23 protein-coding genes and 1 other annotated feature (1 of these 24 running past the window's edge) are annotated in these 20,870 nt (G+C 54.2%); of the genes, 16 read left to right on the plus strand and 7 right to left on the minus strand.

Annotation, left to right across the window (positions count from 1 at the left end; genetic code table 11):
* The first annotated feature begins 396 nt into the window (after positions 1 to 396).
* The 4 genes from yqaB (at position 397) to luxS (ending at position 3,700) form a co-directional block, all read left to right on the plus strand.
* Complete coding sequence (yqaB, locus tag ACZ3HG_RS10285; RefSeq protein ID WP_191934019.1) at positions 397 to 963, plus strand: fructose-1-phosphate/6-phosphogluconate phosphatase; 567 nt, start codon at positions 397 to 399, stop codon at positions 961 to 963.
* A 23-nt stretch (positions 964 to 986) separates the two neighbouring features.
* Complete coding sequence (locus tag ACZ3HG_RS10290) at positions 987 to 1,388, plus strand: YqaA family protein (protein ID WP_194710716.1); 402 nt, start codon at positions 987 to 989, stop codon at positions 1,386 to 1,388.
* 31 nt (positions 1,389 to 1,419) lie between these two features.
* A complete protein-coding gene (gene gshA, locus ACZ3HG_RS10295) occupies positions 1,420 to 3,021 on the plus strand; it encodes a glutamate--cysteine ligase (protein ID WP_191934021.1) in 1,602 nt (533 codons plus the stop codon).
* Positions 3,022 to 3,184: 163 nt separating this feature from the next.
* Positions 3,185 to 3,700 (plus strand): S-ribosylhomocysteine lyase, encoded by a 516-nt coding sequence (luxS, locus tag ACZ3HG_RS10300; RefSeq protein ID WP_062744165.1) that lies wholly within the window; start codon positions 3,185 to 3,187, stop codon positions 3,698 to 3,700.
* A gap of 85 nt (positions 3,701 to 3,785) precedes the next feature.
* On the opposite strand, the gene ACZ3HG_RS10305 is transcribed toward luxS, so the two are convergent.
* Together ACZ3HG_RS10305 and ACZ3HG_RS10310 are read right to left on the minus strand one after the other, a co-directional pair.
* Entirely contained in the window at positions 3,786 to 5,072 is a 1,287-nt protein-coding gene (locus ACZ3HG_RS10305) for an HlyC/CorC family transporter (protein WP_191934022.1), read from the minus strand.
* Positions 5,073 to 5,094: 22 nt separating this feature from the next.
* Complete coding sequence (locus ACZ3HG_RS10310; protein ID WP_191934023.1) at positions 5,095 to 5,886, minus strand: cytochrome C assembly family protein; 792 nt, start codon at positions 5,884 to 5,886, stop codon at positions 5,095 to 5,097.
* A gap of 165 nt (positions 5,887 to 6,051) precedes the next feature.
* Between ACZ3HG_RS10310 and ffh the strand changes: the two genes are divergently transcribed.
* The 9 genes from ffh (at position 6,052) to ACZ3HG_RS10355 (ending at position 13,162) form a co-directional block, all read left to right on the plus strand.
* A complete protein-coding gene (ffh, locus tag ACZ3HG_RS10315; RefSeq protein ID WP_062744162.1) occupies positions 6,052 to 7,413 on the plus strand; it encodes a signal recognition particle protein in 1,362 nt (453 codons plus the stop codon).
* A 136-nt stretch (positions 7,414 to 7,549) separates the two neighbouring features.
* Positions 7,550 to 7,798, plus strand: a complete 249-nt coding sequence (gene rpsP / locus ACZ3HG_RS10320; protein WP_004155935.1) for a 30S ribosomal protein S16 — start codon at positions 7,550 to 7,552, stop codon at positions 7,796 to 7,798.
* 18 nt (positions 7,799 to 7,816) lie between these two features.
* Positions 7,817 to 8,365, plus strand: coding sequence for a ribosome maturation factor RimM (gene rimM, locus ACZ3HG_RS10325; protein WP_062744161.1), 549 nt, complete (start codon positions 7,817 to 7,819; stop codon positions 8,363 to 8,365).
* 35 nt (positions 8,366 to 8,400) lie between these two features.
* Positions 8,401 to 9,153, plus strand: a complete 753-nt coding sequence (gene trmD, locus ACZ3HG_RS10330; protein ID WP_187510490.1) for a tRNA (guanosine(37)-N1)-methyltransferase TrmD — start codon at positions 8,401 to 8,403, stop codon at positions 9,151 to 9,153.
* Between the two features lie 68 nt (positions 9,154 to 9,221).
* A complete protein-coding gene (gene rplS / locus ACZ3HG_RS10335) occupies positions 9,222 to 9,572 on the plus strand; it encodes a 50S ribosomal protein L19 (RefSeq protein WP_062744160.1) in 351 nt (116 codons plus the stop codon).
* Positions 9,573 to 9,788: 216 nt separating this feature from the next.
* Positions 9,789 to 10,721 carry a DMT family transporter gene (locus ACZ3HG_RS10340; RefSeq protein ID WP_465332788.1) on the plus strand — a complete coding sequence of 311 codons (933 nt, stop codon included), beginning with the start codon at positions 9,789 to 9,791 and terminating at the stop codon, positions 10,719 to 10,721.
* Positions 10,722 to 10,888: 167 nt separating this feature from the next.
* Positions 10,889 to 11,434, plus strand: coding sequence for a regulatory sequestration protein YfiR (yfiR, locus tag ACZ3HG_RS10345; protein WP_062744158.1), 546 nt, complete (start codon positions 10,889 to 10,891; stop codon positions 11,432 to 11,434).
* Positions 11,427 to 12,656 carry a diguanylate cyclase DgcN/YfiN gene (gene dgcN, locus ACZ3HG_RS10350; RefSeq protein ID WP_191934025.1) on the plus strand — a complete coding sequence of 410 codons (1,230 nt, stop codon included), beginning with the start codon at positions 11,427 to 11,429 and terminating at the stop codon, positions 12,654 to 12,656. The genes yfiR and dgcN overlap by 8 nt, the downstream gene beginning before the upstream one ends.
* A gap of 20 nt (positions 12,657 to 12,676) precedes the next feature.
* The gene (locus ACZ3HG_RS10355; RefSeq protein WP_191934026.1) at positions 12,677 to 13,162 is read left to right on the plus strand and encodes an OmpA family protein; all 486 of its coding nucleotides are present in this window, start codon (positions 12,677 to 12,679) and stop codon (positions 13,160 to 13,162) included.
* A 56-nt stretch (positions 13,163 to 13,218) separates the two neighbouring features.
* On the opposite strand, the gene ACZ3HG_RS10360 is transcribed toward ACZ3HG_RS10355, so the two are convergent.
* Positions 13,219 to 13,899 (minus strand): CTP synthase C-terminal region-related (seleno)protein, encoded by a 681-nt coding sequence (locus tag ACZ3HG_RS10360; RefSeq protein WP_191934027.1) that lies wholly within the window; start codon positions 13,897 to 13,899, stop codon positions 13,219 to 13,221.
* A 107-nt stretch (positions 13,900 to 14,006) separates the two neighbouring features.
* Between ACZ3HG_RS10360 and ACZ3HG_RS10365 the strand changes: the two genes are divergently transcribed.
* On the plus strand, positions 14,007 to 14,753 hold the full coding sequence (locus ACZ3HG_RS10365; RefSeq protein ID WP_465332789.1) for a GNAT family N-acetyltransferase: 747 nt from the start codon (positions 14,007 to 14,009) through the stop codon (positions 14,751 to 14,753).
* Here the strand turns inward: ACZ3HG_RS10365 and ACZ3HG_RS10370 are convergent.
* On the minus strand, positions 14,688 to 15,215 hold the full coding sequence (locus ACZ3HG_RS10370; protein ID WP_465332790.1) for a GNAT family N-acetyltransferase: 528 nt from the start codon (positions 15,213 to 15,215) through the stop codon (positions 14,688 to 14,690). The genes ACZ3HG_RS10365 and ACZ3HG_RS10370 overlap by 66 nt on opposite strands.
* A 310-nt stretch (positions 15,216 to 15,525) precedes the next feature.
* On the opposite strand from ACZ3HG_RS10370, the gene ACZ3HG_RS10375 reads away from it, so the two are divergent.
* Both ACZ3HG_RS10375 and tyrA read left to right on the plus strand, forming a co-directional pair.
* On the plus strand, positions 15,526 to 16,605 hold the full coding sequence (locus ACZ3HG_RS10375; protein WP_465332791.1) for a 3-deoxy-7-phosphoheptulonate synthase: 1,080 nt from the start codon (positions 15,526 to 15,528) through the stop codon (positions 16,603 to 16,605).
* A gap of 6 nt (positions 16,606 to 16,611) precedes the next feature.
* A complete protein-coding gene (tyrA, locus tag ACZ3HG_RS10380; protein WP_062744152.1) occupies positions 16,612 to 17,733 on the plus strand; it encodes a bifunctional chorismate mutase/prephenate dehydrogenase in 1,122 nt (373 codons plus the stop codon).
* Between the two features lie 43 nt (positions 17,734 to 17,776).
* On the opposite strand, the gene ACZ3HG_RS10385 is transcribed toward tyrA, so the two are convergent.
* The 3 genes from ACZ3HG_RS10385 to pheA all read right to left on the minus strand — a co-directional run bounded on the left by ACZ3HG_RS10385 (position 17,777) and on the right by pheA (position 20,822).
* Positions 17,777 to 18,496: a substrate-binding domain-containing protein gene (locus ACZ3HG_RS10385; RefSeq protein WP_465332792.1), complete on the minus strand. Its 720-nt coding sequence runs from the start codon at positions 18,494 to 18,496 to the stop codon at positions 17,777 to 17,779.
* Positions 18,496 to 19,545, minus strand: coding sequence for an ABC transporter substrate-binding protein (locus ACZ3HG_RS10390; protein WP_191934032.1), 1,050 nt, complete (start codon positions 19,543 to 19,545; stop codon positions 18,496 to 18,498). The genes ACZ3HG_RS10385 and ACZ3HG_RS10390 overlap by 1 nt, the downstream gene beginning before the upstream one ends.
* Positions 19,546 to 19,661: 116 nt before the next feature.
* Positions 19,662 to 20,822 carry a bifunctional chorismate mutase/prephenate dehydratase gene (gene pheA, locus ACZ3HG_RS10395; protein WP_191934033.1) on the minus strand — a complete coding sequence of 387 codons (1,161 nt, stop codon included), beginning with the start codon at positions 20,820 to 20,822 and terminating at the stop codon, positions 19,662 to 19,664.
* Positions 20,823 to 20,846: 24 nt separating this feature from the next.
* Positions 20,847 to 20,870 (minus strand) — a sequence feature (Phe leader region) (it continues 110 nt past the right edge of the window).

Here is a 20,870-nt window from a genome sequence, read left to right on the forward strand (position 1 = left end):
GCTCAGCTGGATAGAGTACTCGGCTACGAACCGAGCGGTCGGAGGTTCGAATCCTCCTGGATGCACCATATTCTGAATAATGGACGTCTCTTTGAGTGGGCACCGTGTAGAGCTCTTACCGCCAGCACAAGGAAGAATAAGCGCGTTCGCGACGGCTCTTCCGGGCGAATCATCCTCCTGACTTCCTCCTCATCGACTTATTCTCTTCGCTTGTTTACTGCACATCCTCCTTCAGGATCATCATTTTAAAGCAAATTTTCCTGCGCTTTATCTCACGCATTTATCTGATAATCAAAATCCCTCTATATTTCAAGGCATTTGCTGATCCATACCAGCAGCGACAACACGGGTGCTTTACGCTAAAGTAATCGTTCCGTGATCAGAATGGATGCGCGAATGTACGATGCTTACGACGGTTTGATCTTCGATATGGATGGCACCCTCCTCGATACCGAGCCAACACACCGTAAAGCCTGGCATCAGGTGCTGGGAAAATATGGTATGACCTTCGATGAAGCCGCCATGGTGGGGTTGAATGGTTCACCTGCATGGCACATTGCACGGGTGATCCTTACCCGCCATCAAAGCGATCTCGATCCTTACCGGCTGGCGGAAGAAAAAACGGCGCTGCTCAAAACGATGTTGTTTGATAGCGTACAGCCGCTCCCGCTGGTTGAGGTGGTCAGAGCGTACAAAGGGCGTCGCCCGATGGCCGTGGGCACCGGCAGTGAGCATTCAGTGGCCATCGGCCTGTTACAGCATCTTGGCCTGCTCAATCATTTTGATGCGATTGTCGCAGCAGATGATGTTAAACGTCATAAGCCAGAACCTGATACATTCCTGCGCTGCGCTGAGTTAATCGGCGTACCGCCTGCACGCTGTGTGGTGTTCGAAGATGCTGACTTTGGTCTTCAGGCGGCCTGCGCGGCCGGCATGGATGCCGTGGATGTCCGACAGCTGTGAGTGAATGGTTCGCTTACGGTTCAATGTTTGCCAGCAGTTTTCTGAGTGCCACGCTACTGCCGGGCAGTTCAGAAGCCTTACTGGTGGGGTTACTACTGGCAGGGAAGGTCTCTGTCAGTATGGTGGTCCTTGTTGCCGCGCTGGGGAATACGCTGGGCGGTCTGACCAACATCGTGATTGGTCGCCTGCTTCCCGTAAAAAGTCAGGGGCGATGGCACAACACAGCAACGGCGTGGCTGCACCGATTCGGGCCTGCTGCGCTGCTTTTTAGCTGGTTACCCGTGATGGGCGACCTGCTGTGCGTTCTTGCTGGCTGGCTACGTTTCGCCTGGCTGCCGACGGTGATTTTTCTCGCCATCGGTAAAACCTTGCGTTATGTGCTGCTGGCAGCCGCAACACTACAGGGCATGGAATGGTGGCATTGATTCGCTTTAAGGCGGCGCTGCGATTAACATTATGCTGAACAATAATAAATTTTTCTCTGAGCGGGAGGTCAATTTGATCCCGGACGTATCACAGGCGCTTTCCTGGCTGGAAGCTCATCCTGACGCACTTAAAGGTATTGGTCGCGGTATTGAGCGCGAAACGCTGCGCGTCATGCCGGATGGGCACCTTGCCACCACCGGACACCCGGCTTCTCTTGGTTCCGCTTTAACCCATAAGTGGATCACCACTGACTTTGCAGAAGCACTGCTGGAATTTATCACACCGGTCGATCAGGATATTGATCATCTGCTGGCATTTTTACGCGATATCCACCGCCACGTTGCCCGTGAACTGGGTGAGGAGCGTATGTGGCCGATGAGCATGCCGTGCATGATCGATCCCCACCAGGATATCGAACTGGCACAATATGGCCGTTCCAATATCGGCCAGATGAAGACGCTGTATCGCCAGGGGCTGAAAAACCGCTATGGCGCACTGATGCAGATTATCTCGGGCGTACACTACAACTTCTCGCTTCCGCTCTCTTTCTGGCAGGCGTGGGCAGGGGTAGCCGATGCTGAGAGCGGTAAAGAGGCCATCTCAGATGGCTATCTGCGCCTGATCCGCAACTACTACCGTTTTGGCTGGGTAATTCCGTATCTCTTCGGGGCGTCTCCGGCCATCTGTTCCTCCTTCCTGCAGGGCAAAGAGAGTGCGCTGCCGTTTGAACGAAGCGATAAGGGAATGCTGTCATTGCCTTATGCCACCTCGTTACGTCTCAGCGACCTGGGGTATACCAACAAATCCCAGAGTAACCTCGGTATTACCTTCAATAACCTTCCTGACTACATCACTGGTCTGAAAGCGGCGATCAAAACGCCTTCAGAAGAGTTTGCGGCCATGGGCGTCAAAGATGAGCAGGGTAACTGGTTACAGCTGAATACTAATGTGCTGCAGATTGAAAACGAGCTGTATGCGCCTATCCGGCCCAAGCGCGTCACCCGCTCCGGGGAAGCGCCTTCTGATGCGTTACAGCGCGGGGGCATTGAATATATCGAAGTTCGCTCACTCGACATTAACCCGTTTTCCCCGATCGGTGTCGATGCCAATCAGGTGCGCTTCCTCGACCTGTTCCTGATCTGGTGTACGCTGGCTGATGCTCCTGAGATGAACAGCGCAGAGTTGGCCTGTACGCGTAAGAACTGGAACCGGGTGATCCTTGAAGGACGTAAACCTGGCCAGACCATCGGCATGGGCTGTGAAGAGTCTCAGCATCTGCTGGTAGATGTGGGTAAGGCGCTGTTCAGCGATCTGCGCCGCGTGGCGGAAACGCTCGACAGCCAGAGCAACGAACATCACTATCAGGACGTGTGCGACCGTCTGGTGGCGTCATTTGACGATCCCGACCTGACCTTCTCTGCACGATTCCTGCAGACGCTGAAAGAGAACGGCATCGGTGGTGCCGGTCTGGCGCTGGCAGAACAGTATCGTGCTCAGTTAAGCGAAGAGTCTTATGAAGTGCTGACAGAACAGCAGTTTAGCGATGAAGCGCAGCGATCTAAGGTGAGTCAGCAGGACATTGAAGAAAGTGATACGCTTGACCTGGAAACCTTTTTGCAAGGTAAGCGTTAAGCGGCACAAAAGAAAAAGGCCACATTACTGTGGCCCAAATTACATCTCTGTTGTCAGGGATGAGATGATGATAACAAATGCGCGTCTTTCATATATTCAGACGTACAGAGTTTGAAAAAGTTTCATCGGTTCAAAAATAAATTCATTAGTTGAGGTAACAAGTATGCCATTGCTGGATAGCTTTACCGTCGATCACACCATCATGGCCGCTCCCGCCGTGCGCGTAGCCAAAACCATGAAGACCCCTGCGGGTGATACCATCACCGTATTCGATCTGCGTTTTTGCCGCCCGAATATCGAGATCCTGACCGAACGTGGTATCCATACTCTGGAGCACCTGTTTGCAGGCTTTATGCGCGATCACCTGAACGGCGACGGCGTAGAAATCATTGATATTTCGCCAATGGGCTGCCGTACTGGTTTTTATATGAGCCTGATTGGGACGCCGGACGAGCAGCGCGTGGCAAAAGCATGGAAGGCCGCGATGGCTGACGTGCTGAAGGTAAAAAACCAGAGTGATATCCCTGAGCTGAATATTTATCAGTGCGGGACCTGCGAGATGCATTCACTGGATGAAGCGCAGGATATCGCGCGCAACATCATCGACAACGACATTCGCGTTAACCGTAACGATGAGCTGGCGCTGCCGAAAGAGAAGCTGAAAGAGCTGCACATCTAGTTGGTGTGTCTGGTCGATTGAAAAAAGGCCGGCCCCTGCGGTATGCAGGGCCGGCCTTTTTTTTAACCCACTGAACCCATTACGCTTACGACCCCACTGATTCCTTCAGCGACGTCTGCGGGGTGATGCGAACCTGCTTGATCATGTTGTCCTGCACGTCGAGAATATCGACGGCGTAGTGATCGATTTGCACCGTAGTGTTGGCCAGCGGGATATCCTGTAAGGCTTCCAGAATCATGCCGTTAATGGTGCGGGCTTCTTCTTCCGGCAGCGTCCAGTTAAAGGCTTTGTTCAGCTCACGCACGTTAGCGCTGCCTTCAATTAACACCGAACCGTCATTCTGCGGCATCACCTCTTCAGCCAGCGAAGGGGACATTGAAGTCGTAAAATCACCGACAATTTCTTCCAGAATATCTTCAATGGTCACCAGCCCCTTAATGTCACCGTACTCGTCGATCACCAGACCCACTTTTTCCTTATTGCGCTGGAACTTAACCAGCTGCACGTTAAGCGGTGTCCCTTCAGGCACGAAGTAAATCTCATCTGCCGCACGTAGCATCACCTCTTTGGTGAACTCTTTTTTCTCGGTCATCAGGCGATAGGCTTCGCGCACCCGCAGCATGCTCATGGCATTGTCGAGAGAGTCGCGGTAAAGCACAATGCGGCCGTGCGGGGAGTGAGTGAGCTGGCGCACGATGGACTTCCAGTCGTCGTTGATGTTGATGCCGACAATTTCATTACGCGGCACCATGATGTCATCAACGTTGACTTTTTCCAGATCGAGCACGGACAGCAGCATATCCTGATTACGGCGTGACATCAGCGATCGTGACTCGTACACAATCGTGCGCAGCTCCTCTTTGCTCAACGCGGCACTGGCTGCGCCATCGCTTCTGATCCCCACCATACGCATCAGCATGCGGGTAATGGTGTTTAGCAGCCACACCAGCGGCATCATTACCACCTGCAGCGGGCCCAGCAGTAAGCTACTGGGGAAGGCCACTTTCTCCGGGTAGAGCGCGGCAATGGTTTTCGGCAATACCTCAGCGAAAACCAGCACGAGGAAGGTCAGAATACCGGTAGCAATCGCCACGCCGGCATCGCCATACAACCGCATTCCGACAATGGTCCCCAGCGCGGAAGCCAGGATGTTGACCAGATTGTTACCAATCAGCACCAGGCTAATCAGGCGGTCAGGACGACGCAGTAATTTTTCGACACGACGGGCGGCACGGTCGCCATTTTTAGCCTGGTGGCGCAGTTTATAGCGGTTGAGGGTCATCATGCCGGTTTCAGAACCGGAGAAGTACGCTGATACTAAAATCATAATGACCAGCGTAACGATGAGGGTCGTGGTTGAAACGTGTTCCAAGGGAAATCCTTGTGGTGATCAATCAGGAGGTAAGAAAATGCTGCAACATGCGGCTACCGAAATAGGCCATGGTCAGTAAAAAAGCGCCGCCGCAGTTAAACCACACCACGCGGCGACCGCGCCAGCCTTCATGGTAGTGGCCCCATAGCAGTACGATATAGAGGAACCATGCCAGAATAGAGAGTACGGCTTTGTCGATATTTTCCCGACTGAACAGGTCCTGCATGTAGAACAGGCCGGTACAGAGCACCAGCGTCAGCAGGACAACGCCTATCTGCGTGATATGGAACATTTTACGTTCAATGGTCATCAACGGAGGGATGTCCGTGTTGAACGCCAGCTTCTTATTCTTCAGCAGCCAGTCAATCCACGCCAGCTGTAAGGCGTACAGCGCGGCAATAATCAGCGTGGCATAGGCAAAGAGTGCAAGGCCGATATGCACCATCATACCCGGCGTGGTTTCCAGGTGAGTGATAAAGGCGTTGGGCACGAACGTCGCAAATGCCAGATTGATCAGCGCAAAGCTGTAAACCACAGGCAGCAGGATCCAGCCACGGTTGCGCGAGGCGACAATGGTCATAATGGCGCAAATCAGCAGGCTCACCAGCGAACCAATATTCAGCAGGCTCAGATTCTGCCCGCCGTCCGGCCCGAAAATACGCTGCTCCAGCGCTACCGCATGGCACACCAGGGCCACCACAGCTGACAGAACCGCCAGCCGACGCCAGGTGCTGTTTTTCCGCAGCAGGCTGGGAACGATAAGTGCAAGGCTGAATGAGTAGGCAAGTAGCGCCAGAATCGCAATGACAGACATAGATTTCGTCAGGTACAGACCAGATAAGAAAAAAGTCAGTATAGCGCCAGCGGCTGCTGGCTCCAAACGATCTCATCGCATATGGCTGAGATCCCGCCATCTCTATGTTATAATCCGCGCCATTGTGTCGCTGAGGCGGCCTCTCATTACGTTGAGCGAGAGACGATGTTTGATAATTTAACCGACAGACTGTCGCAGAGCCTGCGCAATATCAGCGGCCGCGGGCGTCTGACAGAAGACAATATTAAAGACACGCTGCGCGAAGTTCGCATGGCGTTGCTGGAAGCAGACGTTGCGCTGCCGGTCGTTCGTGACTTCATCGGGCGCGTTAAAGAGCGCGCTGTCGGTCATGAAGTGAACAAAAGCCTGACCCCGGGTCAGGAGTTCGTCAAGATCGTAAAAAACGAGCTGGTTGCCGCCATGGGGGAAGAGAACAACACTCTGAACCTGGCGGCTCAGCCGCCAGCCGTGGTGCTGATGGCCGGTTTGCAGGGTGCGGGTAAAACTACCAGCGTCGGTAAACTGGGGAAATTCCTGCGTGAAAAGCACAAGAAAAAAGTGCTGGTGGTGTCCGCCGACGTTTATCGCCCGGCGGCGATTAAACAGCTGGAAACCCTGGCCGAGCAGGTCGGTGTTGATTTTTGTCCATCAGATCTCAGCCAGAAACCGGTCGATATCGTTAAGAGCGCGCTGCAACAGGCGAAGCTGAAATTCTACGACGTACTGCTGGTGGATACCGCCGGCCGACTGCACGTTGATGAAGCGATGATGGACGAGATCAAACAGATCCACGCCGCGATTAATCCGGTAGAAACGCTGTTTGTCGTCGATGCCATGACGGGGCAGGATGCCGCTAATACGGCCAAAGCGTTTAACGAAGCGCTGCCGCTGACGGGTGTGGTCCTGACCAAGGTCGATGGTGATGCCCGTGGTGGTGCGGCACTGTCGATTCGCCATATTACCGGTAAGCCGATTAAATTTATGGGTGTCGGTGAAAAGACCGAAGCCCTCGAACCGTTCTATCCGGACCGTATTGCCTCGCGTATCCTCGGCATGGGCGACATGCTGTCGCTGATCGAAGATATCGAAAGCAAGGTAGACCGTGCTCAGGCAGAAAAGCTGGCCAGCAAGCTGAAGAAGGGGGATGGCTTCGACCTGAACGACTTCCTCGACCAGCTAAAGCAGATGCGTAACATGGGTGGTATGGCCAGCCTGATGGGCAAACTGCCGGGCATGGGACAGCTGCCGGATAACGTTAAATCGCAGATGGATGACAAAGTGCTGGTGCGAATGGAAGCGATGATCAACTCAATGACGCGTAAAGAGCGTGAAAAACCTGAGATTATCAAAGGCTCCCGTAAGCGCCGCATTGCCACAGGTTCAGGTATGCAGGTGCAGGACGTTAACCGCTTATTGAAGCAGTTCGACGACATGCAGCGCATGATGAAGAAGATGAAGAAGGGCGGTATGGCGAAGATGATGCGCGGCATGAAAGGTATGATGCCGCCGGGCTTCCCTGGCCGTTAAGCCAGCCGGAAAATCACTCAGGCGAATTAGATTGCTTTTTGCGCCAAAATGAGTAAAATTTTCGGGCTTTTTATATTGCATCCGGGCCCCGTTCCCTCAATGGGGCCCGGCTGTTTTATTAACTAAAGAGGATGTTATGGTAACAATTCGTTTGGCACGTCACGGCGCTAAAAAGCGTCCGTTTTATCAGGTAGTCGTAACCGACAGCCGTAATGCTCGCAACGGTCGCTTCATCGAGCGCGTTGGTTTCTTCAACCCGATCGCTTCAGGTCAGGCTGAACCACTGCGTCTGGATCTGGACCGCATTGAGCACTGGGTTGGCCAGGGCGCTACTCTGTCTGATCGCGTTAACGCGCTGATCAAACAAGCTAAGAAAGCAGCTTAATCTGTCACGGTGGTCAACATGAGCAAGCAACTCACCTCGCAGCCTCCCGCTAACCCGTTAATTCTGGGGAAGATGGGCTCGGCTTACGGTATTCGTGGTTGGCTCAAAGTGTTTTCCTCCACCGAAGACGCCGAAAGCATTTTTGACTATCAGCCGTGGTTTATCCAGCGGGCGGGTCAATGGCAGCTTGTCGAGCTGGAAGGCTGGAAGCGCCACAATCAGGACATGATCATCAAAGTCAAAGGCATTGACGATCGTGATGCTGCGGGTCTGCTGACGAATTGCGAAATTGTCGTAGGCTCAGAGCAACTGCCGGAACTGGATAGCGGTGACTACTACTGGAAAGACCTTATGGGCTGCCAGGTGGTAACCACTGAAGGGTACGAACTGGGTAAAGTCATCGATATGATGGAAACCGGTTCGAACGACGTTCTCGTCGTGAAGGCAAACCTGAAGGATGCATTTGGTGCGCAGGAGCGGCTAATTCCGTTCCTCGATGAACAGGTTATCAAGAATGTCGATCTCACTACTCGTACCATTAAAGTAGATTGGGATCCTGGTTTTTGAGCTCCGAACAAAACGGTAATACTCCGGCGCAAAGTATGTGGATTGGCGTAATCAGCCTGTTTCCTGAAATGTTTCGCGCAATTACCGAATACGGAGTAACTGGTCGGGCAGTAAAAAATGGCCTGCTCAACATTCAGAGTTGGAGTCCTCGTGACTTCGCTCATGACCGGCACCGTACCGTGGATGAACGTCCTTACGGCGGCGGACCGGGAATGTTAATGATGGTACAACCCTTACGGGATGCCATCCACGCAGCAAAAGCGGCGGCAGGAGAAGGGGCCAGGGTGATTTATCTGTCACCTCAGGGGCGCAAACTCGATCAAGATGGGGTTTGTGAGCTGGCGACCCACCAGAAGTTAATTCTGGTCTGTGGTCGCTATGAAGGGATTGATGAGCGTGTAATCAAAACCGAAATCGATGAAGAATGGTCGATTGGGGATTACGTACTCAGCGGTGGCGAGTTGCCAGCGATGACGCTGATTGACTCAGTATCCCGGTTTATTCCGGGGGTGCTGGGAAAACAGGCGTCAGCCGAAGAAGATTCGTTTTCTGACGGTTTGCTGGATTGCCCCCACTACACCCGCCCTGAAGTGTTAGAAGGGATGGAAGTACCGCCAGTTTTACTGTCGGGTAACCATGCTGATATTCGCCGGTGGCGCCTGAAACAGTCGCTGGGCCGTACCTGGCTTAGAAGACCTGAACTTCTGGAAAACCTGGCTCTGACTGAAGAGCAAGCAAAGTTGCTGGCTGAGTTCCAACGGGAACACACCCAGGCAACAAAACGATGATACGGTTGAACGGGCATAGCGCTTAGTTCACCTTAACTATCAGTTTACCCAGGATAAGAGATTTAATTATGAGCAACATTATTAAGCAGATCGAACAAGAACAGTTGAAACAGGACGTACCTTCATTCCGTCCGGGTGATTCCGTGGAAGTGAAAGTATGGGTCGTTGAAGGTGCTAAAAAGCGTCTGCAGGCATTCGAGGGCGTGGTTATCGCTATTCGTAACCGCGGTCTGCACTCTGCATTCACTGTTCGCAAAATTTCTAACGGCGAAGGCGTTGAGCGTGTATTCCAGACTCACTCCCCGGTAATCGACACGATTACTGTGAAACGTCGTGGTGCTGTGCGTAAAGCCAAACTGTACTACCTGCGTGAGCGTACTGGTAAGTCTGCACGTATCAAAGAACGTCTGGGCGCTTAAGCGACATCTGATAGTTAATAGCAATAAAGGGGCTGACCAGCAGGTCGGCCCCTTTTTTTATCGTCTTTTGCCGACAGCGTAACGGAATGACACTTTCTGCCTCCTGCCTGCCGCTAAAAAAAATTAAAAGCCGTTTGCCGCTGATTTTTAAGCTGATCTAAAACAAAATCCGCGTATGTTTGAGTGATCCCACCCTTGCCAGGAATTCTTTTTGCTATGCGTTCTTCGCCCAGCCCTTCCACCGGCGTGTCGATGAAAATTGCCGGTGCCCTGACCTCAACGCTGATGATGGCCTGTGTCAAAGGACTTGATGGCGGTATTCCAGTCGGAGAAGTCATCTTCTTTCGTTCCTCCGTGGCGCTTATCCCGCTGTTTATCTGGCTGTGGTGCCAGGGGAATATTCTGGATGGTATCCGGACGCGTAACGTAAAAGGACATTTTATACGCGGGCTGGCAGGGACGGGCGGGCTGTATTTTAGCTATCTGGCCCTGATCTATATCTCCCTGACCGATGTCACGGCGATCAACTATGCGGCTCCGCTGTTTACGGTAATTATGGCGGCGATCTTTCTGCGGGAGAAAGTGAAGTATCACCGCTGGGTAGCAGTGATCGCCGGGTTTGCCGGGATTCTGGTGATGCTGTCCGGCCAGCTGTTCTTTTCTTCTGGAGGGGCTTTCACCACGGTAAGCTGGCTGTCGACGCTGGGCATGGTGCTGGCCCTGATGGCGGCAGTCTGCATTGCCACAGCCTCCATCCAGATACGCTATCTCAACGGTATTGAAAAGCCGGGGGCTATTGCATTCTGGTTTGCTATCACCACCACGCTAACCTCGCTGCTTACACTGTGGTTCGGCTGGTCAGTACCCAGTGGCAGGCAGCTGCTGTTACTGCTGGGCTGTGGTCTGTTAGGCGGGATCACCCAGATTTTACTCACTCTGAGTCTGAAATACGCAGATGCCTCCCTGCTGGCACCGTTTGACTACAGTACGCTGCTGTGGTCGGTGTTTATCGGTTATCTGTTCTGGGATACGCTCCCGGAGTCTGCCACCATTGTAGGCGCAGGTCTGGTGGTTATCGGCGGCGTCATCTCAATGTATTTTGAACGGCGTCAACGTCGGGCGATCACGCCGTTGAATATCAGCGGCTAACGACGTATATCCATAGCGATAACCCAGGGCTGGCCATGAGGTCAGCCTTATTAGTTTTTTTCAACATGATGACGAATGTTTCACAGAATGTTAGGATATTTCTTAACTTAAGAGAGGAATAACCCGGATGACAGGGCCAGAGTGAGGGCCGGGGCTGCAGAGGTTTCATGGCGAAAAGATATGTACTGCTACTGTCGATCCTGCTGGGTGTCATCAGTTTACCGTTAAGAAGTGAAATGTCGTCTGTAAAGCCAGAGGGGGCTTCAGCGTCTGACGTGCGCCAGACGGTAGCCGGTATGATCAGTTATACCCGCTGGCCTCATCTGAACGGCTTACCCCGGTTATGTGTTTTCCGGTCCGCTCACTATGCTTCAGTGCTGATCAGCGCCTCTGTCCAGCATCCCCCCGCTGTGTGGAATGCCGTTCAGGTCGATGATGTGCAGCAGGCGCTGACCTCGCAGTGTGATGTCCTCTATTTTGGTCGTGAATCCTCACATCAGCAGGTTGAACTGATTAACAGCTATCAGCCACGGCCCCTGCTGACCATTGCCGAACAAACCCCTGATTGTGCAGTCGGTAGTGCATTCTGCCTCAAGTTTATTAACCACCGCGTCAGTTTCTCGGTCAATCTCGACTCACTGGGTCGAAGCGGCGTTCGGGTGCATCCCGATGTATTAATGCTGGCCTCTTCAGGGAGTGAAAGACATGGATAAATTTTCAGCAGAGAAGAGCAGGCCCAGCTTTCGTAAAATGCTGGCACGTATCAGCGTGATCAGCGCGGTGACGACAATGATCGTCGCCTGGTTGTTTATCTCTGCCACCTCAATGCTATCGTTTCGCCAGTACGCCGACAAGAACCTGCAGCTGCTGGCCTACACCGTCAGCCACAGTCTGGAAGCCGCAGTCGTCTTTGGTGATGGCAACGCGGCAATGGAAACGCTGGTGGAGCTGGGTAAGCAGGGGCAGTTTTCTTCGGCTATTGTGGCAGACAGTAAAGGTAAGGTACTGGCGCACTGGGGACAGGATAATGAGCACTCGCTGCGTGCCGATCCGCTGGCCCGGCTGGTTTCTGGCTGGTTGTTCCCGAAACCCGTTCAGCAACCGATCCTGCACAACGGGGCGCAAATCGGCACTATCACGCTGACCGGAGAAGACGCCACCGTGACCGATTTTGTTTATCGTTCCTTAAGCGTACTGACCCTCTGCCTGCTGCTCGCCTCGGTAGTGGCATTTCTGCTGACCCGTCATCTGTTCAGCGGCCTTATCGCCGCCTTAAGAAACATGACAGGCGTGGTGCATGACATTCGTGCGACGCGTAATTTCTCGCAACGGGTTCCCCCGTCCAAAATCGATGAGCTGCACGTTTTCGGTGAGGACTTTAACAGCCTGTTGAATGAGATTGAGAAATGGCAGCGGCGTGAGAAAAAAGAGCGCGATTCACTGCTGAAGCGTGCGTTACACGACCCCCTTACCGGATTGGCAAATCGCTCAGCCTTCCGCAGCGCGCTGGACAGCGTGCTCAGTGACAGTGAGCGCAAGACGCATACCGCACTGTTGTTTATGGATGGCGATAATTTCAAAGATATCAACGACACCTGGGGACACGCTGCCGGGGATGAAGTGTTGATGGCGATAGCCGGGCGACTGCTTGAGTGCGCGGCTAACACCTATCTGGTATGCCGCTTTGGCGGAGATGAGTTTGCCATGATCCTCGATGAGGTGAATCACCATGAGGATATCGAGAGGGTAATCGATACCATCACTATGCGGATGGCCGAGCCGATCGTTCTTAACTCCGGTGAGTCTGTCGTCATGACGTTAAGTATTGGTTACGCGGTGGCCAGTCAGGCGGCAACGGCAGAAGGCATTATGGAAGCGGCCGATCGCAGTATGTATCTGGAGAAACAGCAGCACCATCAGCGTGCGGCTGGCTAATAAGAATCAGGAGAAAGACGATGAAGATATTACGCGTGATGGCTGGCGTGCTGTTGGCTCTGGTGCTGGCGGGGTGCCAGACTGCGCCGCAGGGTAAATTTACGGCAGAACAGATCAGCGCTATGCGCGCCCAGGGCTTTACCGAAGTCCCGGAGGGGTGGATGCTGGGGATCTCGGAAAAGATTCTGTTTGGTAAAAACAAGGCTGAACTGACGCCGGAAAGTGTGGCAACCGTCCAGCGCATGGCAAAAACGTTGTCCGCCAGTGGCCTGCGTCATGCCCGTCTTGATGGCCATACTGATAACTACGGTGACGAGAAGTACAATGAGGCACTTTCGCTGAAGCGTGCCAACGTGGTAGCCGATGCGTGGGCCAGCGGGGCCGGCGTGACGCGCAGCAATATTACCACGCGCGGCCTGGGTGCCCGTGACCCGGTGCAAAGCAATAAAACCTCGCAGGGCCGTGCGGAAAACCGTCGGGTCGCGGTGGTTATCAGCGCTCCCTGACACTGGTGTTGTCATGCCGCTCGCTGGCTGACCGGATATGCCGGCGAGCGGCATCACTAGCTGGCGGCGCGGAGCAGTTCGACGACCAGCGGGGAAAGTTCGTTGCGCAGGGCAGCCCGTTCGGACTGGAACAGGGTGGCAGCATAAAATTTGTGCTCGGGCAGCTCAATTGCCCGGACATCCCCCTCCCGGTCGTAAGCGGTGATCTGCAGCGGATAACGTTTGAGGTCGGCCACAAAATCCGCATTGACACCATAGTTACAGTGATATCCTTCACTGATCTCCGTCCTTCCGTAAGCCCGCGCCAGCAGTGTATCCGGCTCAATGACGATATCGCCGGTTTTTTCAACCAGCGAACAGGTTAATGGTGCAATCACCAGACGCCCACCGCTGTCAGTTTCAGCATGTCCGGCATCGCTCCAGCCCATCACATTGCGTGCATATTCCACAATGGCGTACTGGAACCCCCCACAGGAGCCCAGAAACGGGATATTGTTTTCACGGGCGTAGCGAAGAGTAAGGAAGGCACCGTCATCGTTGACATACGGGCTGCCGGGGATCAGCCAGAAAGCATCGTAATCCAGCAAAGCGCGACGGTCAGTAATCGCGGCGGTCGGCAGCCAGTGTGATGTGACATCAAGGTTTAAGAAATTTGCAGCAAGCGTGATGGCTTTAGGGATGGCCTGATGCGAAACGGCATTGGCGCGGTAGTCACCAACCAGAGCTAAACGAACCATGAGTATGTCCTGTGCAGGTAAAAAAGGATGCTACTGCACTGCGGCAATACTGGCAAGACGCCAGCGTTATTCGTATGCTGGAAAATTGCCACCGCAAGGAGAACGATGTGACGCAGAGAACCAATCAGTACGGCCAACCCGTTGGCGAGCCACTGCCTTACTGGCAGCCTGTTCCCGTCCCGCAAGCCACCATGATGGTCGGGCTTTACTGCCGGCTGGAACCTCTGGATACCGCACGGCATGGCGAAGATCTTTACACCGCCTTTGCCTCCGCGCCCGACGACAGTGACTGGACATGGCTGACGGAAGATCGGCCCGGCTCACTGGCTGCCTTTCAGGTCTGGCTCAGCCAGCGTGCGGCAGAGCCCGGGTTTGTGACCTTTACCATTATCTGTGCAAAGCGCAATAAACCGGTCGGGCTGGTATCGTATTTGCGGATTGATCCGGTCAATGGATCGCTGGAGATCGGCGGAGTGACCTGGTCCCCCCTGATGAAACGCACGGTAACAGGTACCGAGGCCCTGTGGCTGATGCTCAATAATACCTTTACCCTTGGCTATCGCCGCTGTGAATGGAAGTGTGATGCTCTCAATGCGCCTTCGCGGCAGGCGGCACTCCGTCTCGGTTTTACTTACGAGGGAACCTTCCGTCAGGTGATGGTGCGTAAGGGACGTTCACGGGATTCCCACTGGTTTTCTATCATAGACAGCGAATGGCCGGCGGTTAACAAGGTGCTGACCCGGTGGCTGTCGACAGAGAATATTGATGCCAGCGGACAGCAGCGCCAGTCACTGGGCAGCCTGATGCGGGCGCTGAAGCCGGTAGATGGCGGTATTGACCGGCCCGCTGTCTAATACAATCAGGCCGTAACGAACGGCCATCAGCTCTGCGCCAACGCTGGTGGCCACCGCACGGCTGGCGATATTATTCTCAGCCGCAAGAATTTCGATAACATCGATGTCAGGCTGTTTAAAGGCTTCCTCAGCGATCAGCCGCACAGCCTGACGGGCAAAGCCTTTTCGCTGTTCGCTGCTGCGTACCCAGTAGCCCAGTGCGGCCGGAATGCCTGGCTCCGTACTGTAGCGCAGACCCACCCCGCCCAACAGGCGGCCATCCCCGGCAAACAGGCCTGACTCACTAGCGGCCCCCTGACGACGCTGCCAGTGCGTGTAGCTGAACCAGCGACGGGCTTCGTCCGGCGTATAACCGTCATGGGCCCAGACCATCCAGGGTTTCAGGCTTGCCACTGATTCCTGCACGGCGTCAGCAAAGGCTCCGGCATCGGCATGTTCAAAAGGTCGTACGATGATTTCCATTATGCTCTCCGGTAGCGGCCTACAGGCCGGAAGTATAGATCGTTCCAGCCACACGGGCAGTGTTAACAGGACGAGAGGGAACAGGGTAGAATTGAGTGTAATTATTTATTTACAGATTGGTTAATGGTGTTGGTTTGTGTGTTTTATTTATATCATTGTTTTGCATGGTAAATGATAAAGTTTTTGTTGTTGTTTGATTAGGTGGTAATAAAAGTGTACAACATGCGATTGTGTTATGTACGCATTCTGGTACAGTTGTCAGCAACCTCAATGAGGATCCCTTTTAAACGAATCACCCAGGATAACGATCATGCAAAAAGATGCGCTGAATAACGTTCATATCGCTGACGAACAGATTCTGATTACCCCGGAAGAGCTGAAAAAACAGTTTCCGTTGAACAGCGTACTGGAAGGGCAGATCGCCGATTCACGCCAGACCATTTCTGACATTATCAGCGGTAAAGATCACCGTCTGCTGGTGGTCTGCGGTCCCTGCTCAATTCACGATCCTGAGGCCGCGCTCGTCTATGCCCGCGACTTAAAAGCCCTTGCGGACCAGGTTGACGATCAGCTTTACATCGTGATGCGCGTCTATTTTGAAAAGCCGCGGACGACGGTGGGCTGGAAAGGTCTGATCAACGACCCGCACATGGATAACACCTTCGATATGGAAGCGGGTCTGCATATTGCGCGTCAGCTGCTGTTGAACCTGGTCGAAATGGGACTGCCCCTGGCCACAGAGGCACTGGATCCTAACAGCCCGCAGTATCTTGGCGATCTGTTCAGCTGGTCAGCGATTGGCGCACGGACGACGGAATCGCAGACACACCGTGAAATGGCTTCCGGCCTGTCCATGCCGGTGGGCTTTAAAAACGGCACCGATGGCAGCCTGGGCACGGCGATCAACGCGATGCGCGCAGCAGCAATGCCGCACCGTTTTGTGGGGATTAACCAGGCAGGGCAGGTATGCCTGCTGCAAACGCAGGGTAATCCGGACGGACACGTGATCCTTCGCGGTGGTAAAAGCCCGAATTACGGCCCGAACGATGTGGCCCAGTGTGAAAAAGAGATGCAGCAGGCGGGACTCCGTCCTTCCTTGATGATAGATTGCAGTCATGGCAATTCTAACAAAGATTTCCGTCGCCAGTCCGGCGTGGCTGAGTCTGCTGTTGCGCAGATCAAAGATGGTAACCGTTCCATTATTGGCCTGATGCTGGAAAGCAATATTCACGAAGGCAACCAGTCTTCCGAGCAGCCGCGCAGTGATATGCGCTACGGTGTTTCAGTGACCGATGCGTGCATCAACTGGGAAACGACTGAACACCTGCTGCGTAATATTCATCAGGATTTGACCGGGGTACTGGCGGCGCGTCTGTCGCAAGAGGGTTAACGAGTTATGGTGGCTGAACTGACCGCGCTACGCGATCAAATAGATGTAGTGGACAAAGCGCTACTGGACCTGCTGGCAAAACGGCTGGCGCTGGTGGCCGAAGTGGGCGAGGTCAAAAGCCGCTACGGATTACCGATTTACGTCCCCGAGCGTGAGGCCACCATGCTGGCGTCGCGCCGGGCAGAGGCTGAAAAGTTGGGTGTTCCCCCGGATCTCATCGAGGATGTGCTGCGCCGAGTGATGCGGGAATCCTACACCAGCGAAAACGATAAAGGCTTTAAAACGCTTTGTCCTGAACTGCGTCCGGTGGTGATTGTGGGCGGTAAAGGTCAGATGGGGCGTCTGTTTGAAAAGATGCTCACGCTGTCGGGCTATCAGGTGCAGATCCTTGATAAAGGGGACTGGGATAACGCGGAAGCGATGCTGTCCAATGCGGGTATGGTGATCATCAGTGTGCCAATCCATCTGACCGAGCAGGTGATCGGTCAGCTGCCGCCGCTGCCGCAGGACTGTATTCTGGTTGATCTGGCATCGGTAAAAAACAAACCGCTGCAGGCGATGCTGGCGGCTCACGCCGGACCTGTTTTAGGATTACATCCGATGTTCGGTCCCGATAGCGGCAGCCTGGCAAAGCAGGTTGTGGTGTGGTGTGATGGGCGTCAGCCGGAAGCGTATCAGTGGTTCCTGGAGCAGATTCAGGTGTGGGGCGCGCGCCTGCACCGCATCAGCGCAGTGGAGCACGATCAGAACATGGCATTTATTCAGGCATTGCGTCACTTCGCGACTTTCGCTTACGGCCTGCATCTGGCGGAAGAAAATGTGCAGCTCGACCAGCTGCTGGCACTTTCGTCACCGATCTACCGGCTGGAGCTGGCAATGGTCGGACGGCTGTTTGCACAGGATCCTCAGCTCTATGCGGATATCATCATGTCGTCAGAAAATAATCTGGCGCTGATCAAACGCTATTATCAGCGCTTTGGTGAGGCGATTAAGCTGCTTGAGCAGGGTGATAAGCAGGCGTTTATTGACAGTTTCCGCCGCGTGGAGCACTGGTTTGGTGACCATGCCCAACGTTTCCAGGCAGAAAGCCGCACGCTGCTGCGCCAGGCGAACGACAGCAGGGCATAACAACGCTTATGCCCTGCTGTCGCGGGCTGACCCGAACAGAAGGTCAGCCCGCGACAGTACCAAATCCCGCCGCGACTAAAATCTTTTGCCCCTCCTGCGTTAACAACATCTCGGCCAGTTTTTTCCCGACAGGGCGACACACCGCATAGCCATAATCAGCCCGCGTCTGCCATTTAGCAGGGATTAACACGGTGCTGATGGCGTCGGCCGCCTGCAGCTCATGCGCATAGCTTTGATAGCCGATAAAAATCTCTGCCTGGCCCGACTGAATGATCCACTGCGACGCCCGTTTACCCGGCGGGACAGGCAATGACTTTTCTCCCCCGACCAGCTTTAGTGCCCGCTGCTTTAACTGTTTACCGAGAGTGGCATATTGTCGCTCAATGCGATCGAACAGCAGCCAGGCATAATCACCGCACGGATCGCATCCTGGCGTTGAGGTTGCAACGCGCAGCACCGGGTTGCCCAGCAGTTCGAGCCAGGGGGCGGGGGGGATACGGTGAGAGACGTTCAGACACAACAGGTTGTGACAACATACTCCCACATCCTGTGCCCGCCCGGCCCGCTGTAGCGCCAGCGGGTGCATCATGCTGGCGGAGACGAAAAGATCGCACTGTTCGCCCTGTTCAATGCGCTGGCGCAGTAAACCTGCCGGACCAAACTGCGTCACGATGCCTGCCGGATAGTGATGCTGGAATGCAGCGATGATGGCAGGCCAGACGTCGCGCAGGCTGCCTGCTGCCAGCACCTGTAAAGGGAGCATCAGTTGCCACCGCGATAGTGTGTGCGGTAAAAACGCTGATACCAGCGGTCTGCCTGCTGCTGCATATCAATATCGGCAAATCTCGCCGGATAGAGTTTCTTCGCCATCCACAATTCACCCAGTGCCATGGCTTCCGGCATCGGATATCCCCACGCCTTAGCATATTCCGGCATCAGATAAACCTGATGGTTTTTAACGGCATCCACAGCCTGCCAGGCGGGCTGCTGTGCGATCTCGTCAATCACCCGTGGATAGCGATCCTGCACAAAAATGACCTGTGGGTTCCATGCCAGAATCTGCTCCATGGAAACCTGCTTATAACCTTTGACCGTGGCGGCGGCGACGTTGATCGCGCCAGCGTGGGCCATCATCAGACCAGTATACTTACCGGTACCGTAGGTCGTCAGGTCAGGATTAGCCATATACACGCGAACGCGCGCTTTTTCGGGTATATCCTGCAGCCGTCGGGCTACCTGCTGGCGCTGGCTGAACGTGGCGGTAATCAGTTGTTCTGCCTGCGGTTGCTGACCCACCACGTCCCCTATCAGACGAATGCCCTGCGCAAGACCCTCATTATAGGCCTGCTCTTCGTTTTTCAGCTGTGGGTTGAGCTGTCTCGCCTGTTGCGTATCGCTGCGCAGAGAGATGGCAACCACCGCGATGCCCAGGCTCTGGATCTGATCGATCATCTCCTGTGGGGCATAATTGGTGACAAAGACCACCTGGGGATGCAGGGCTACCAGCTTTTCCAGATCAACATGAGTAAGATCGCCCAGCGTGGGCAGGGTATTGAGTTCCGGGACCAGCCGGCTATAGTCATCGCCAAGCTGTTGTTTCCAGTTGCTGAGGATACCCACTATCTTATCTGTCGCATTCAGCTCTACCAGCAGATTTAACGCCTGATGTTGCAGAACCACGACCCGATCGACCCGGTCGGGGAGAGTCACCTGCCGGCCAAGCTGGTCGGTCACCAGTCTGGAAGCCTGGGCGGAAAAAGTCATAAAGACGCTAAGGAGTAATGCAGGATAAAGGCGGGTGAGGGAGATCATAAGTATTGCTCGAACATCGTTGTATATCTAATGATATAGCGATGGTGCGTCAGCGTAAATATTTCTCTGCAGGAAAGACGAAAACCGCCAGTGGTAAAGCACTGGCGGGCAAAAACTTACTGCGGATCGACAGCGACAACATTCTCGCTGGGATAGCAGCCGAGTACTTTGAGGGATCGGGTAATGGGCGTCAGTTCACGTAGCGCCTGCTGCACGTCTTCGGTATTCAGGTTGCCCTGAAAATCGATATAAAACATCTCCTGCCACGGGTTGCCGTTAATCGGACGTGATTCCAGTTTACTCATGGTCAGGTTGTGCTTACGCAGTACCAGCAGGGCTTCAACCAGCGCACCCGCCTGCTGGCCTGTAGCCATAATCAGCGTGGTTTTTGCCGGAACCTGCAATGACACCTCAACCGGCTTGCGGGCCAGTACGATGAAGCGGGTAATGTTCTGGCGCTGATTGGCCAGATTGCGCTCCAGCACCTGCAAACCATACAGCTCACCGCCTGCTTCGCTGCCCAGTGCGGCCACCTTCGGTGAATTCATCGCCGCCACTCTTTCCATCGCAGCGGCGGTACTTTCGGTGTACTCAATTTTCCAGTGCGGGTAGCGGTTAATAAACTGGCTGCACTGCTGGAACGGCTGCGGATGGCTGTACACCGTTTCAATTTCCTGCAGCGTGGTTTGACCGGTGACCAGTACGCAGTGATCGATAGGCAGGGTGATCTCGCCGACAATGGACAGGCTGGTTTGCTGCAGCAGGTCATAGACATCGTTAATCGACCCCGAGGTGGTGTTCTCGACGGGTAACACGGCATAGTCCGCCAGCCCGGTTTCTACCTGATTAAAGATATCGTGAAACTTCAGGCAGCCACTCTCGATAAAATTATCAAAATGGCGTGCAGCGTAGTGGCGTGAGGCCAGGTGCGAATAAGAGCCCTTTGGCCCGAGGAAGGCAATACGTGCCGAGTGGGGATTCGTGTTGTTGAGATGCTTTTGCAGCAGCGCCTGCTGCGTCAGCACGGAGTCTTCAATGATCTGTTGAAACAGGCGCGTAATGTAGTGTGCGTCCAGCTTGTGGCTTTTACCCAGTGTGATCAGGTTTTCAAGCAGGTCACGTTCGCGGTCGATGTCGCGAACGGGGCGATGGGTGGCCATTTTGGCCTCGGCAACTTCAATGGCCAGTGCGCGGCGCCGGGCCAGCAGTGACAACAGCTCTTCGTCCAGAGCGCTGATCTTACCGCGCAGAGCCAGCAAAGGATTTTCGGGATTCATATTTGCTACCTGTCAGATGTGGCTAAAAAAAAAGCCTCCCGCTGGGGA

It is taken from the genome of Erwinia sp. PME.40.26/001 (assembly GCF_055556675.1).

Bases quoted from the DNA above. Each gene is read 5' to 3' on its own strand.
- ACZ3HG_RS10375 (WP_465332791.1), top strand. From the start codon at position 15,526: ATGCAAAAAGATGCGCTGAATAACGTTCATATCGCTGACGAACAGATT.
- yqaB (WP_191934019.1), top strand. From the start codon at position 397: ATGTACGATGCTTACGACGGTTTGATCTTCGATATGGATGGCACCCTC.
- ACZ3HG_RS10390 (WP_191934032.1), bottom strand. From the start codon at position 19,545: ATGATCTCCCTCACCCGCCTTTATCCTGCATTACTCCTTAGCGTCTTT.
- rpsP (WP_004155935.1), top strand. From the start codon at position 7,550: ATGGTAACAATTCGTTTGGCACGTCACGGCGCTAAAAAGCGTCCGTTT.
- rplS (WP_062744160.1), top strand. From the start codon at position 9,222: ATGAGCAACATTATTAAGCAGATCGAACAAGAACAGTTGAAACAGGAC.
- pheA (WP_191934033.1), bottom strand. From the start codon at position 20,822: ATGAATCCCGAAAATCCTTTGCTGGCTCTGCGCGGTAAGATCAGCGCT.
- ACZ3HG_RS10385 (WP_465332792.1), bottom strand. From the start codon at position 18,496: ATGCTCCCTTTACAGGTGCTGGCAGCAGGCAGCCTGCGCGACGTCTGG.
- ffh (WP_062744162.1), top strand. From the start codon at position 6,052: ATGTTTGATAATTTAACCGACAGACTGTCGCAGAGCCTGCGCAATATC.
- ACZ3HG_RS10310 (WP_191934023.1), bottom strand. From the start codon at position 5,886: ATGTCTGTCATTGCGATTCTGGCGCTACTTGCCTACTCATTCAGCCTT.
- ACZ3HG_RS10340 (WP_465332788.1), top strand. From the start codon at position 9,789: ATGCGTTCTTCGCCCAGCCCTTCCACCGGCGTGTCGATGAAAATTGCC.
- trmD (WP_187510490.1), top strand. From the start codon at position 8,401: ATGTGGATTGGCGTAATCAGCCTGTTTCCTGAAATGTTTCGCGCAATT.
- dgcN (WP_191934025.1), top strand. From the start codon at position 11,427: ATGGATAAATTTTCAGCAGAGAAGAGCAGGCCCAGCTTTCGTAAAATG.
- ACZ3HG_RS10370 (WP_465332790.1), bottom strand. From the start codon at position 15,215: ATGGAAATCATCGTACGACCTTTTGAACATGCCGATGCCGGAGCCTTT.
- luxS (WP_062744165.1), top strand. From the start codon at position 3,185: ATGCCATTGCTGGATAGCTTTACCGTCGATCACACCATCATGGCCGCT.
- rimM (WP_062744161.1), top strand. From the start codon at position 7,817: ATGAGCAAGCAACTCACCTCGCAGCCTCCCGCTAACCCGTTAATTCTG.
- yfiR (WP_062744158.1), top strand. From the start codon at position 10,889: ATGGCGAAAAGATATGTACTGCTACTGTCGATCCTGCTGGGTGTCATC.
- ACZ3HG_RS10360 (WP_191934027.1), bottom strand. From the start codon at position 13,899: ATGGTTCGTTTAGCTCTGGTTGGTGACTACCGCGCCAATGCCGTTTCG.
- tyrA (WP_062744152.1), top strand. From the start codon at position 16,612: ATGGTGGCTGAACTGACCGCGCTACGCGATCAAATAGATGTAGTGGAC.
- ACZ3HG_RS10290 (WP_194710716.1), top strand. From the start codon at position 987: ATGTTTGCCAGCAGTTTTCTGAGTGCCACGCTACTGCCGGGCAGTTCA.
- ACZ3HG_RS10355 (WP_191934026.1), top strand. From the start codon at position 12,677: ATGAAGATATTACGCGTGATGGCTGGCGTGCTGTTGGCTCTGGTGCTG.
- gshA (WP_191934021.1), top strand. From the start codon at position 1,420: ATGCTGAACAATAATAAATTTTTCTCTGAGCGGGAGGTCAATTTGATC.